This window comes from Bacillus cereus, from assembly GCF_002567495.1.
In the GTDB taxonomy this organism is placed as follows: Bacteria; Bacillota; Bacilli; order Bacillales; family Bacillaceae_G; genus Bacillus_A; species Bacillus_A cereus_AQ.
On record NZ_NVAP01000003.1, the window covers coordinates 1 to 14,747 of the forward strand.

The window sequence follows — 14,747 nt, forward strand, 5'->3', positions numbered from 1 at the left end:
TTTTAATATTAAACTATTTAAAAGTAAAATAATATTTGATATTATTTTATTGAGTCAATTTCAACAAAATAACCAATAAAAAAGAGGACGCAACCCGCGTCCTCTTTTTTATAAATCTTTCACTCGTAATACACGCATTGCATTTAACACTGCAAGTAGTGTCACACCAACATCTGAGAAAACAGCTTCCCACATTGTTGCAATACCAAAGGCACCAAGTAATAAAACGATCCCTTTTACACCTAAAGCAAAGATGATATTTTGCCACACTATACTTCTTGTGCGTTTTGCAATTTTTACAGCTGTCGCAATTTTTGAAGGCTCATCAGTCATAATAACGATGTCTGCCGCTTCAATTGCTGCATCTGATCCTAAACCACCCATCGCAATACCAACGTCTGCACGGGCTAATACTGGTGTATCGTTAATACCGTCACCAACGAAGGCAATTTTTTCTTTTCCGTGCTTCGCTGCATCAATTTTTTCAATCTCTTCTACTTTTTGTTGCGGTAGTAATTCCGCATGAACTTCATCTAAGCCTAATTCTTTACCGACAGCTTCACCAACTGTTTTTGCATCACCAGTTAACATTACTGTCTTTTTAATACCTAGTTCTTTTAACTTTTGAATCGCTTGTTTCGAATCCTCTTTTACCTCATCAGAGATAACAATATAACCTGCATATTTTCCATCTACAGCAACGTGAACTAATGTACCTACTGTTTCTGGTTGTTTAAATTCAATATTTTCTTTTCTCATTAATTTTGCATTACCTGCAAAAATTTCTTTTCCTTGTACTTTTACGACTGTACCGTGACCAGAAATTTCGTTATAATCATCGATTATTTTTTCATCAATTGATTTTCCATATGCCTTTCGAATAGATTGGGCAATTGGATGGTTAGAATACACTTCAGCAAATGCCGCATACTCTAATAATTCTTCACTTGTAGTACCTTCACTTGGTTCCATTTTTGTAACTTTAAAGACACCTTTTGTTAATGTTCCTGTTTTATCAAAAACAATGTATTTCACATCGTTTAAAGCTTCTAAATAGTTACTACCTTTTACTAACACACCACTTTTAGATGCACCACCGATACCTCCAAAGAATCCAAGAGGAATGGATACAACTAACGCACATGGACAAGAGATTACTAAGAACACTAAAGCTCTATAAATCCACTCAGAGAATGTAGCTCCTTCTAAAATAAGTGGTGGAATAAACGCCATGATCGCTGCTGTAATAACTACAACTGGAGTGTAGTAACGCGCAAACTTCGTAATGAAGTTTTCTGTTGGTGCTTTTTTACTGCTTGCATTTTGAACTAAATCTAAAATTTTCGATACAGTTGATTCACCGAATTCTTTTGTAACTTCAACTGTCAATACACCATTTTGGTTCACAAAGCCACTTAATACATCATTTCCAACTTCAACTTCACGCGGCACAGATTCACCAGTTAATGCTGAAGTATCTACCATTGATGTTCCTTCAATTACTTTTCCATCTAATGGTACTTTCTCACCTGGCTTAACGATAATATAATCACCGATTTTCACATCTTCTGGTGATACTTGTTTCGTTTCATTTCCAACCTTTACATTCGCATAATCCGGACGAATATCCATTAATGAAGTAATTGATTTTCGAGAGCGGTTTACCGCAATGCTTTGGAATAGTTCTCCTACTTGATAAAATAGCATTACTGCTACAGCTTCTGAATATTGCTGAATTGCAAAAGCTCCTACAGTTGCAATTGCCATTAAGAAGTTTTCATCAAATACTTGGCCACGAGTTATGTTTCTTACCGCTCTCCAAACGATATCTCCACCTATTAATAAATAAGCAAGGACGAATAACGGAATTGTTACCATTTGTGGTAAGCCCGCTAATGCAGCAATTGCTGTCAAAATTCCGCCGACCACTAATCTCCCTACCATCTTTTTCACATTTGCTTCACCATGATCGTGACTATGTCCGTGGTCATGACCGTTCTTCTCTTCACGAACAACTTTCACATCTGGCTCTAACTTTTGAACGACATTTGTTATATTTGCTACAGTCGCTTCTAGTTCTCTTTTATTCGCAACTTCTACTCGTAGTTTCTTCGATACGAAATCAACAGTTGCTTCTGAGACAGCTGGCATTTCCTTAACTTTATTTTCAATTTTCATTGCACAATTCGCGCAATCTAAACCTTCTAATATAAATACTTCTTTAGCAATTTTATTTTTTTGTTCTTCTTGTACTTTAATATGCGGTTCTAATTTTGTAACGAGTTGTTTCGCTTCCGTAACAACTTCGTTTTCTTTATTTTGTGCTGTTTCTAAGATCATTGTCTTTGTTGCGAAGTTTACAGAGCAAGAATTTACTCCTTCTATATTCCCAACACCTTTTTCAATTTTCATTGCACAATTCGCACAATCTAAACCTTCTAACATCAGTTTCTTTTTCACTAATGCTTCAGCCATCGTTCTCCCTCCTCGCGTTCTTTTTATTCTTCTTCGTTTACGTGTTCAAACGCTTGCTCGAAGATATGAATTACGTGCTGGTCAGCTAACGAATAATAAACAACCTTTCCTTCTTTACGATTCTTTACAAGTTTCGCTTGCTTTAACACACGAAGCTGATGCGAAATAGATGATTGTGTCATTCCTAATAAATAAGCTAAATCACAAACACACATTTCAGCTTCAAATAATGCATGTAATATTCTCGTACGTGTACGATCACCTAATACTTTAAATAGTTCTGCTACTTTACTTAAGCTGTCATCAGTTGGAATTGTTTGTTTTACTTGATCCACGACTTCTTCATGAATTATCGTTTGAGAACATGCCTCTTGTGGTGTTTCTACTTTATTTACAGCCATTATAGCTCACCTCTTTAATTGAACATATGAACAATCATTCATATATCTTATACTCTTATTATATGAGCGCCCACTCATATGTGTCAATAAAATCCGAATTTTTTTTATGAACATCCCGTTCACATTTTAATAAGACATATACATATTTTCCGCATCCTCTATATTCTCATACAAAAAAGGATGTGCAATTCGCACACCCCTCTTTACTTAGTTTTCCTTTTTCATCGCATCCACAATTAAAGAAACAAATCCTAACTGTTTATCCTGATTTCTATGGTCAAAACGTTTCGACCGATAAATAAATCCGTCTTTCTCATTCCAATCATTATAATGAAACTTACCATTCTCATCACAATATTCTAAAAGCCTCACTTGAAAACCCGCTGATTCAAACATGGACGTGATTGTTTTATAGTTATGAACAATTTTATGACTTGCTGCTGGATGATCTAATGGACCAGGTCCACCTACTTGTACACCTTGCTGATATTCTTCATCTGGAAAAAATGCATCTGGTACTGCACAACGAATATATCCACCATCTTTTAAAAATTCGTAGCAAACTTTAGCTGCTTCTATACCTTCCTCATGCGATAAATGCTCCCATACATGTTCCGCTAAAATTGCTGATAAAGAATTAGGTTGAAATTTATCAAACCATGTTTCTCTTCGTAATACATTTAATTCTTCTTCATTCGTATGTAACCAACCAGGGTTATTATTATAACCCTCTGCTCCAACAACAACTTTCGTTTTTAACATTTCTCTCCCACCCTTTTTCATATTCCGACATAAAATTTCAACAAAGTAATATACATTCCCTTTATTTCAACAAAAGAAAAAGCCTTGCGCGCTCCCTAGACGCACAAGGCTTACTATCTTATATCCCTTTAATCAGCTTTTAATTAGCTTGTTCTAAATTATCCTGCGAACTTCCATCGTCTTTTAAATGACTATGTTTTTTCGAATAAACAAAGTATACAACTACTCCAATTGCTAACCAAACACCGAAGTATATCCATGTTTTTAATGGTAGGTTTACCATTAAGAATAGACAACATGCAACTGAAATGATCGGCAAGATCGGTACAAGTGGTACCATAAATCCACGTTGTAATTTCGGATGCGTTTTACGAAGAATGATAACAGTTACACCAACCATGGCGAATGTTAATAACGCTCCAATATTCGCTAAATTTGACAATTCTTTTAAATCGATAAATCCAGCAATTAAAGCACTACCAATTCCTGTTAACCAAACTGAAAATGTTGGCGCTTCAGTCTTCTTGTTAATTTTCGCGAAAGATTTTGGTAATAAACCGTCACGACTCATAGCGAAGAATACGCGTGTCGTAGCGTAGATGTACGCGAAAATTACAGCCATAATACCAATTACAGCTCCAATAGCAATTACACCAGCCACTTTATCTTGTCCTACAACTTCTAGTACATAAGCCATAGCTTCAGGCACATCTAATTCCTTGTAAGAAACCATACCTGTCATAACGAGACAAACTACAACATAAATGATTGTACAAATGACTAATGAAGCAATAATACCAATCGGTAGATCACGTTGCGGATTTTTTACTTCTTCAGCAGAAGTTGCTAATGCATCAAATCCTAAGAAAGCGAAGAATACTGCTGCTCCCCCCGCGAAAACTCCACTTAAACCGTACGGTGCAAATGGTATCCAGTTTTCTGGTTTCACGTAAAATACACCAACTGCAATGAATAAAACAACAATACCAATTTTAATTAATACCATTATGTTATTCACACGCTTGCTTTCTTTCGTACCTCGTGATAATAACCAAGTTATTACTAACGTAACGATAACTGCCGGTAAGTTTACCATACCACCTTGCGCTGGAATCGTTAACAATGCTTTTGGAATTTCAAGTCCCAATCCACTCACTAAGTTATGGAAATAACCCGTCCATCCGCCAGCTACTGCGGCAGTCGTTACGACATATACAGATAGCAATGTCCATCCCATTAAATGGGCAACAAACTCACCAATTGTTGCATACGAATATGTGTACACACTACCTGAAACAGGAAGTGTAGACGCAACCTCTGCGTAACATAAAGCTGCAAATCCACAAACAATTGCTGCAATCATAAATGAAAAAATAACCGCTGGACCAGCATCTCTTGCTGCTACTAATCCAGTTAATACTAGAACTCCTGTACCAATTATCGCACCAATCCCTAGCATTGTTAGGTCAAATGCCCCTAGCGTTTTCGTTAAAGTTTTACTTTTACTTTCCCCTAACAATTGCGTAACGGATTTCTTTTTAAATAGGTTGGCCACGATGAATGCCCCCTTTTACCAAGAAGAGCTAAGAGGTATTATCTCTTAGCTCTTATCATGTTGTTTTATATATTGTTCGATTTTGTTTTGTATAATGCTTCTATTAGCAAGATACTGTTTCTGCTTCTAATAATTCTTTAGCACCTTTGTACTCTACACCGTGAGCTTCTGCAACTGCTTCAAATGTTACATAGCCATCTAATGTGTTAATACCTTTTAATAATGCAGAGTTGCCTAGGCAAGCTTCTTTGTAGCCTTTGTTAGCAATTTGTACTGCATATGGTACTGTTACGTTTGTTAATGCAAGAGTTGATGTACGTGGAACCGCACCTGGCATGTTTGCAACTGCATAATGAACAACGCCGTGTTTTTCGTAAGTTGGGTTATCATGAGTTGTAATACGGTCAGTTGTTTCGAAAATACCACCTTGGTCAATCGCGATATCTACAACAACAGAACCTTGTTCCATTGATTGAATCATTTCTTCTGTTACAAGTTTTGGCGCTTTTGCACCTGGGATTAATACTGCACCGATTACAAGATCAGACTCTTTAACAGCTTCTGCAATATTGTAAGGATTAGACATTAAAGTTTTTACTTGGTTTCCGAAAATGTCATCTAATTGACGAAGACGTTCTGCACTTAAGTCGATGATTGTTACATCCGCACCTAGTCCAACTGCAATTTTAGCAGCATTTGTACCAGCTTGTCCACCACCGATGATTGTTACTTTACCACGTTTAACCCCTGGAACACCTGCAAGTAAGATACCTTTACCGCCTTTGTTTTTCTCAAGGAATTGTGCACCAATTTGTGCAGCCATACGACCAGCTACTTCACTCATCGGTGCAAGTAATGGTAATGAACGGTTTTCTAATTGTACTGTTTCATATGCGATAGAAACAACTTTTTTCTCGATTAAAGCTTTTGTTAATTCTGGCTCTGGAGCTAAGTGTAGGTATGTGAATAAGATTAAGCCTTCACTAAAGTGTTTGTATTCGCTTTCAATTGGTTCCTTAACTTTCATAACCATTTCCATGTTCCAAGCTTCTTCAGCTGTGTCAACAATTTTTGCTCCCGCTTCAACATACTGAGCATCTGTGAAACCAGATCCTAAACCTGCACCCTTTTGAATGAATACTTCGTGATTGTTACGAATTAAATGTACAACACCTGCTGGTGTCATTGCCACACGGTTTTCGTTGTTTTTAATTTCTGCTGGTACCCCAATACGCATAATGAAATGCCCCCTTATAATTAACAGAAAAAAGAGATTCTTTTTTCTTTTTGTAATAATTAATAACTTATGTCCTTATTCTAGCATAACTTAAAAGTTATGAAAACGCTAACATACCATTTTTCTAAAGTTTATATATTTAGAATAGTGTAAATATATAAAACATTGATTCTATTAGGGGTTTCGTGGCATTTCACTATCTATCACTCTATTTTTATTATACTTCTTCAAAATAAACAGTAATCATTTATTATTTGACAATAATGTAACAATGTAAGAAACCTAAGTGACAACGTATACATATACAGTTATTACTTTACTTAATACTTTAGAGATATATTCTTTTCACAAAAAAACAGCTGCTAGCACTTAGCTAGCAGCTGGGTAACTTGTAAATAACTTTAAAAATAAGTCATCTGTTGTTTCAGTAATTTTATCAAACAGATCACTTTCTTCCTCTTCTTGCTTTTTTAACATCTTAATTGTTTCGCGTGCATCTTCAGGGTAATCGGTTATGATACCATCTACGTTTAACTTATAATATGCCTTTAAATTTTCCATATCATTTACTGTCCATACGTAAATTGGTTTGTTTAACTTTCTTGCTTCTTTTACTAATTTCTTATTTAACATATATTCTTCTGCTACGTAAAAGTCAGCCTTCACATTCTTTAAGTTAGCTCTACTTGCATACAATATATATCCTACTTTTATATCTGGATTTGCACGCTTAAACTCTTTAATAAGTGGATAGTGTAACGTTTGAATTACACATTGCTTCTCAAATTCATTATCTTTAATCGTTTTTAATACTTTGTTTACAAAATCTTTTTCGCCTCCATGGAGCTTCACTTCTATATTAAGTTTGATTTTGCCATTTGCTAACTTAATGATCTCATCAAGTGTACTTATTTGTCCGGAAAGTCCATCTTGACTAAGAGTAAGCTGCTTTAACTCAGCCATCGTTAAATCTGACACATGCACATTGGCATTCGCGAGACGTTTTAGCTTCAAATCATGTATAACCGCTAGTTCACCGTCTTTCGTTTGTAATACATCTATTTCAGCGTAGTCTGCTTTTGCATCAATAGCACCTTGCACAGCCTCTTTCGTATTTTCTACGCCTTTTGATATATATCCACGGTGCGCCATAATAATTGGTTCTTTATACGAATTTGAAATAAACGTTACAATGAAGGCAACAACCATTCCGGCAGTAATAATCCCTACAATATATACGCCAATAAATTTCCAACGATGTTTTTGGAAGAAACATTTATCTGCTTTCGTTTTTGAATAATCTAATCCTTCTTCTAATAAAACCTCTTCAACTGAAACCTTTTGTAAGTACAATCGCGTAATCGCCATAATATAAAATGGCGTCACGATAAAACTAAATAAATACAATGTACTCGTTAAAAATACAGAAATCGTTGATTCAGCTAATAATGCAAATGTTCCTTTCGGGTTTGTAAATTCATAAACACCCCATAGGCACAATAAATATATTCCCAAAAATACGACATATACAATTCCAATTGAAATAAAAAATCCTACTAAAAAGAATAGTACTTTTAAAAAGCTTTCTTTTACTAAAGTTGCGCTTTTACGTGCTGCCACGCGAAATGGTTTTTGCTCTAAAACAACAATAGGTAGAACGAAAATCCATCGAAGATTCAAATACGCGACTACAGCAAAGAACGTGTAATAACCAACTTGTCCCATCGTTGTCTTAAAAAGTTCTCCTGTAATAAAGTTAGGAATTTGAATTTGCGGAATTAATGCCGTTTCATATCCCATATTTAAAAGAGGTAACAATACGACAGCATATAGAATAAATCCTGGTAAGCAATATGTGAAAAGTGTAGGTAAATACGTTACCGTTTTATATAAAATCGGACGTAATTTCACCTTCTGTCTCTTATGAGCGAAATACGAAATAATAATAAGTACTGCAAATTCCGTAAAGATAAGAAACAATGCTAACAATGACAAAATTATGATTGCCAAGATGCCATAAGGCGTCTTTAAAAACGCTAATAATTCATCATTTGTCGCATTTGCATAACCACCAAAATACAATAACTTATTAAAAATGATCCCAAATAGTGGAACAAACACAATCGCTGCTAATAATTTATAAGCAAGCTGAAAGGTTAATACATTCCAAAAGGCAAATCTGACTGTTTGAAAGGAATGTCTCATTACTCCTGGTATAGATAGTCTTTTACGGTGTTGCATATATTCCTCCACATTCTAAATCGATATTTGAGATGGATTCCATATTTCCAGTTCTAATCCATCTTTTTAATAATAATATATTCCGCTTAACATGAACACTCTTATACATACAATAAAAAAAGTGATGGCTACTTCCCATCACTTTTTCATCTACTCTATTTTTTCTCTAGTCCTTGTCCAAATGCTTTCAAAAAACTAAACCCGAATGTAATTGCTCTATTGATGTCTGGGTCTTTTAATACTTTAAAGAAATCCATTACTTTTGTTTTTTTACCACTATTTAATTCGTCTGTCGCAAATTGCAATCCTGTAACTAAACTTGACGTAATTTGCTTCGTTATTTCTGGGTCAACTGCAGATAACGCTTCTCCTGCCCCCATCATATTATTTAACGCATTTTTAACGGGTTCACGATTTAATTGCTCCACAGCGATTTTTGAAACATCTTCCTTCGCAGCAAGTAAACTAATCGCCGCATCTAATATACCAGCCTTCTGCAACTGTGCTAAAAGCTGCATCGTTTCTTCTACTGCTTCACGATTATTAGATAGCTCATTTAGAAATTCATCTGCTACTTGCTGTTTCTGTTCTTCCTCTGTTACAACTTTCTTTTTAATTAAAGTAATTTCTTTTGCCACTATCTCCGCCCCCTAGTCCACAAGTGATACGTATTGTTTTCTTTGCCATTTTTGCTGGATTTCAACACCGTTTTGCGGATTACGCTTTTTATCTCTCGGGTTTGAAGATGGTAACGGGCGATTCCCTTTCTCACGTAGTACACGCATCTTTACCATCGTTTGTTTGTATGCTGGTGTACACGTATAAATATCTGTCGCCGTTCCAGTTAAAATATTGATCGCCTCTTCATTTACCGTTGCATGCATCGGTAAATATAGCTCTTTCCCCGTTACACGATCTGTAACAAGTGCCTGTACTTTAATTTTTCCAAATGGTGATGCTAATTCTACAAGTCCGCCATCTTTCACATTGCGCTCTATGGCAAGTTCAGGTGAGATTTCAACGAACACTTCAGATACTTTAGATAAAATACCAGCCGATTTATTCGTCATATTCCCTTCATGGAAATGTTCTAACATACGACCATTATTTAAAAGTAAATCATACTCATCTGGCGCTACAACTGGCGGCACCCATTCATCTAATGATAATCGAGCTAGTTTATCTGGGAAGTTAAATCCGTCTACATATAATAGTGGTGTATCACTACCATCATGGCTACCCCAACATAAACTATTCCATCCTTCTAAGCGATCGTATGTGGCCTGAGAGTATAAAGGTGCAAGCGATGCAATTTCATCCATAATTTCACTTGGACTTTCATAATTCCAGTCCCCGCCAAGTGCACGAGCTACTTTTTGTAAAATCCACCAGTCTGGTTTTGAATCACCAAGCGGCTTCAATACTTCATATAATCTTTGAATACGGCGCTCTGTATTCGTAAATGTTCCCTCTTTTTCTAAGCTTGGTGCTGCTGGTAAAATAACATCAGCAAAACGAGCTGTTTTCGATAAGAACATATCTTGAACAACGAGGAAATCTAAATTCGCTAAAATATGTTGTACATGGTTAGCATTCGAATCTACTAAAGCCATTTCTTCACCCATAACATACATACCACGCAGTTTTCCTTCATCTGCCGCAAGTAACATTGCAATATTATTTAACCCTGGTGCTTCAGGAATTGTAGTACCGTATGCTTTTTCAAATTTCGCACGGAGCGTATCATCTGAAACCGCTTGGTAACCTGGAAGCCAGTTTGGTAATGTTGCCATATCACAAGCACCTTGTACGTTATTATGTCCACGTAATGGGTATGCTCCTGCACCAGGACGACGGTAGTTACCCGTAACAAGCAATAAATTTGAAATTGCTGCTGAAGTTGTACTTCCTCCAGTATTTTGAGTTACACCCATTCCCCAAAGTACACAAGTACCATCTGCTTCATATACCATACGAGCCATTTCCTTCAGATTACCTTTCGAAATCCCCGTAATTTCTTCTGTATAATCAAGCGTATACTTTTCTAGCATTGTACTATATTCATCAAAGTTCTTTACATTTTCAGCTAAGAACTCTTTATCATGCCAATCTTGATCAATCATATATTTCGTAATACCAGCGAGCCATACGTAATCAGTTCCTTGGCGCGGATGAATGAATAAATCCGCACGCTCTGCCATTTCATGTTTACGAAGGTCTGCCACAATTAATTTTTGGTCATGTAATTTATGAGCACGTTTTACACGCGTCGCAAGTACAGGATGTCCTTCTGTTGGATTTGCTCCAACGATAATAACAAGACCTGCTTCCGCAATATCTTTCACTGTTCCAGCATCCCCGCCCATACCGACAGTTTTAAATAAACCGTCTGTTGCTGGAGATTGACAATAACGGGAACAGTTATCTACATTATTCGTTCCATATATTTGACGGGCTAGTTTTTGCATAAGGTAATTTTCTTCATTTGTTACTTTCGAAGAAGAAATAAATCCAAATGCATCGCTACCGTATTCTGATTTAATATGTTGCATGTTAGAAGCCACAACTTCTAATGCTTCTTCCCATGATGCTTCAACAAACATATCCCCTTGGCGAATTAATGGCTTTGTAATGCGATCTTCACTGTTTACAAAATCCCATCCAAATTTGCCTTTTACACATGTGGAAATACCATTAACCGGCGCATCTGAAACAGGCTGTACTTTCAAAATGTGACGATCCTTCGTCCATACTTCAAATGAACAACCTACACCACAAAATGTACAAACGGTCTTTGTTTTATTAATTTTCGTTTTACGCATTGCAGACTCTACTTCTGAAACTGCTAAAATACTACTATATCCAGGCTCTACATCCTTTACAAAATCAATCATCGGATCTAACACATCCGGTTTCAATCCCGTCATAAACCCGGCTTCACCTAGCATTGTTTTTTCCATTAACGCATTACACGGACATACTGTTACACACTGCCCACAACTTACACAAGATGAGTCATTTATACTTACACCATTGTCCCAAATAACACGTGGACGGTCTAAGCTCCAGTCAATCGATATAGTTTCATTCACTTGTAAGTTTTGACATACTTCTACACACTGCCCACACGCAATACATTGATTTGGATCGTATCGGTAAAATGGATGTGACATATCCACTTCACACGCACTTACTTTCGGCTCATACGGATATTTCTGTTCCTCAATCCCCATCATATGTACTGTATTGTGGACTTTACAGTTACCATTATTGTTATCACAAACGGTACAATACAATAGATGGTTCTCTAATATTCGATCCATCGCCTCAGTCTGCGCCTCTTTTGCACGCTGAGACTGTCTCTCAATATGCATACCGTTCTCTATTTTCGTTGAACAAGCACGCATTAACTGCCCGTCTACTTCTACAATACACGTATCACAAGTTTGAATTGGATCAACTTCTGGTACATGACAAATTTGTGGATGTTCCAAGTTACTCTCGTTAAATAATTGTAGTATCGTCTTTTCACCTGATGCAGAAAATTCTTTACCATCGACGGTTACACGGACTGTCTGTTCTGCCATAGTTTCCCCTCTCCTTACAAACAACTGTACAACACATTTTTGAATCCGTTTTCAAAAACGCATTACTGTACATATTTTTGAAACGCTCTGCCCAAATACTTTCTTATGAAGTCGATTCTAGATGTTATAAGGTATAACTACGAAAGCTTGAAAATGTCATTATTCTACAGTTCTATTATATCGTACATATACAATAATAACCAAAATAATCTGTGATTTTCTTACTCATAGATGTTTTTATACCACCATTTGCGGGCAGTAAGGCTCCCACCTCAAAATTCAGCTGGATCAAAGAAGCTAGGTGGGGATAGACAAGACCCCACTGATTAATGTTTCACTTTATTTTTTCAATGTTTTATGATGAAGGTGGGAGAAAAATACATATAAAAGGGGAATTTAATATGGGGCCTACGCAAGAAAATTATACAATTGTACGCTATCAATCTGGTACATTTTCAAAACAAATTGACGAGATTGTTACCGAATCTCCTATTACTATTAAATTAAACGGTGAAGAATACGTAACAGTTGTATGCACACCAAATTACATTGAAGATATGGTAATTGGTTTTTTAATTTCTGAAGGAATTATTTCTTCTTATAAGGATGTTGAAGAACTATGGGTGCAAAAGGAAAATGGAATTGTCCATGTAAAATCATCAAAAGTGAATCCGCTCTATCAAACTTTATATAATAAACGGTACATTACTTCTTGTTGCGGAAAAGGTAGGCAAGGTTTTATTTTCGTAAACGACGCAGCAAAAGCAAAAGACTTACATGATATACATGTAAAAGTTACTCCTGAAGAATGCTTTCACTTAATGAATACCTTGCAACAATCTTCTACTACATTTCGCCAAACTGGTGGTGTTCACAATACCGCGTTATGTGATCGAAACAATATCCTTATATCAAGAATGGATATCGGAAGACATAATGCATTAGATAAAATATACGGTCATTGTTTGCGTAATGATATATCTGTTAAAGGAAAAATCATCGCATTTAGCGGCCGGATTTCATCTGAAATTTTACTCAAAGTTTCAAAAATCGGATGTGAAATTGTTCTATCTAAATCCGCCCCAACAAAACTAGCATTGCAGCTTGCACATGATTTAGGCATTACAGTTGTAGGGTTTATTAGAAATGAATCTTGTAATATTTACACACATCCAATACGAATTGATGGCTATCAATCCACTGTTTAAAAAGTAACTCCTCAATCGAGGAGTTATTTTAGTTATAAAAATGTAATATATTAAACACTTGAATAGTTAATGAAGTTAATATATAATTTCATTACACAATTAAAACACAACATTTTAGCATATATCTTTTCATTCTTTTACAAATTAAAAGAGAATACTAACAAAACATATACTCAATCTTATGAAAGTAATGGATTCATTTGAAATCCACCAGGGAGGTTACAACTATGGAAATTCGCTTATTAACGACAGAGGACGCAGAAATATATTTAAAAGTTTGTATGGAAGGTTTAACGAAGAACCCTGAAGCTTTTAGCTCTTCTTATGAAGATGTTCTTAAACATGAAGATCCTGTAGCTGCTATGGCAAAACGATTAAGCAATCCGGATAAGTATACTCTAGGTGTCTTCAAAGATAACGATTTAATTGGTATCGCTACTTTAGAAACAAAACCATTTATTAAACAAGAACATAAAGCAAAAATCGGTTCTGTTTTTGTTTCCCCAAAAGCACGTGGTCTCGGAGCAGGACGAGCTCTAATTAAAGCAATTATTGAAAATGCCGATAAATTACATGTAGAACAACTCATGCTCGATGTTGTAGTCGGTAACGTTGGTGCCAAAAAACTATATGAGTCATTAGGTTTCCAAACTTACGGCGTACAAGAACGTTCATTAAAACATAACGGTCAATATTGGGACGAGGAACATATGGTTCTGTTCTTAAATGATTAATACTTCAATATAAAGTGAAACTTTACTCAGTGGGGGATTTTTCCATCACCCACTGAGTATTAGTTGAACCAATCGGACTTTTACGGGCAGTTATCCCCCACCTAACTCCCTCGCATTCGCCAAATTTTAAGGTGGGAGTTACTGCCCACAAATAGCGGGGTAGTTTTCCAAAAGCATCTTTCTTAATAAGAAAGATGCTTTTTTTCATTACAACAATGTAATCTTCATGTCACCTTTATCGATCGTACCAATCCTTACCATTTATTATACTAAAAATATAAAATGAAACTTTACTCAGTGTGGAACCCCCTCTCACACTGATCGCATGTACTTAATATGTAAAGGAGAATGTGACATGAAACAAAACAAACGAGCTATACTTTTAATATTTACTACAGCAATTGTAACTTCTGGTTTAGCAATTTTACCTTGGTTTATTATATGAACACTCCCCCACTTAGCAAAGCTTGAAGTGGGGGTTTCTAACGTTTCGACCTAACGGACGATTAACGTCAGGGGAGTTAACACATTAGCGAGCTGTTTCACG

At 35.9% G+C, this 14,747-nt stretch carries 10 protein-coding genes; 2 read left to right on the forward strand and 8 right to left on the reverse strand.

Going from position 1 to position 14,747, the window contains the following annotated elements; all coding sequences use genetic code 11:
• Positions 1–108: 108 nt before the first annotated feature.
• The 8 genes from COK05_RS01520 to fdhF all read right to left on the reverse strand — a co-directional run bounded on the left by COK05_RS01520 (position 109) and on the right by fdhF (position 12,258).
• The gene (locus COK05_RS01520) at positions 109–2,475 is read right to left on the reverse strand and encodes a heavy metal translocating P-type ATPase (protein WP_098611199.1); all 2,367 of its coding nucleotides are present in this window, start codon (positions 2,473–2,475) and stop codon (positions 109–111) included.
• Between the two features lie 23 nt (positions 2,476–2,498).
• On the reverse strand, positions 2,499–2,876 hold the full coding sequence (locus COK05_RS01525; RefSeq protein ID WP_098611200.1) for an ArsR/SmtB family transcription factor: 378 nt from the start codon (positions 2,874–2,876) through the stop codon (positions 2,499–2,501).
• A gap of 207 nt (positions 2,877–3,083) precedes the next feature.
• The gene (locus tag COK05_RS01530; RefSeq protein WP_098611201.1) at positions 3,084–3,638 is read right to left on the reverse strand and encodes a class I SAM-dependent methyltransferase; all 555 of its coding nucleotides are present in this window, start codon (positions 3,636–3,638) and stop codon (positions 3,084–3,086) included.
• A gap of 139 nt (positions 3,639–3,777) precedes the next feature.
• Positions 3,778–5,193 (reverse strand): amino acid permease, encoded by a 1,416-nt coding sequence (locus COK05_RS01535; protein ID WP_001284886.1) that lies wholly within the window; start codon positions 5,191–5,193, stop codon positions 3,778–3,780.
• 103 nt (positions 5,194–5,296) lie between these two features.
• Positions 5,297–6,430: an alanine dehydrogenase gene (gene ald / locus COK05_RS01540; protein ID WP_098611202.1), complete on the reverse strand. Its 1,134-nt coding sequence runs from the start codon at positions 6,428–6,430 to the stop codon at positions 5,297–5,299.
• A gap of 369 nt (positions 6,431–6,799) precedes the next feature.
• The gene (locus COK05_RS01545; protein ID WP_098611203.1) at positions 6,800–8,671 is read right to left on the reverse strand and encodes a glycerophosphoryl diester phosphodiesterase membrane domain-containing protein; all 1,872 of its coding nucleotides are present in this window, start codon (positions 8,669–8,671) and stop codon (positions 6,800–6,802) included.
• A 155-nt stretch (positions 8,672–8,826) separates the two neighbouring features.
• Entirely contained in the window at positions 8,827–9,309 is a 483-nt protein-coding gene (locus COK05_RS01550) for a DUF1641 domain-containing protein (protein WP_098611204.1), read from the reverse strand.
• Between the two features lie 12 nt (positions 9,310–9,321).
• Complete coding sequence (fdhF, locus tag COK05_RS01555) at positions 9,322–12,258, reverse strand: formate dehydrogenase subunit alpha (RefSeq protein ID WP_098611205.1); 2,937 nt, start codon at positions 12,256–12,258, stop codon at positions 9,322–9,324.
• A 401-nt stretch (positions 12,259–12,659) separates the two neighbouring features.
• Here fdhF and fdhD point away from each other — a divergent pair, with 401 nt between their 5' ends.
• On the forward strand, positions 12,660–13,466 hold the full coding sequence (fdhD, locus tag COK05_RS01560; protein WP_098611207.1) for a formate dehydrogenase accessory sulfurtransferase FdhD: 807 nt from the start codon (positions 12,660–12,662) through the stop codon (positions 13,464–13,466).
• A gap of 227 nt (positions 13,467–13,693) precedes the next feature.
• Positions 13,694–14,200 carry a GNAT family N-acetyltransferase gene (locus COK05_RS01565; protein ID WP_000405877.1) on the forward strand — a complete coding sequence of 169 codons (507 nt, stop codon included), beginning with the start codon at positions 13,694–13,696 and terminating at the stop codon, positions 14,198–14,200.
• The last annotated feature ends 547 nt before the right edge of the window (positions 14,201–14,747 follow it).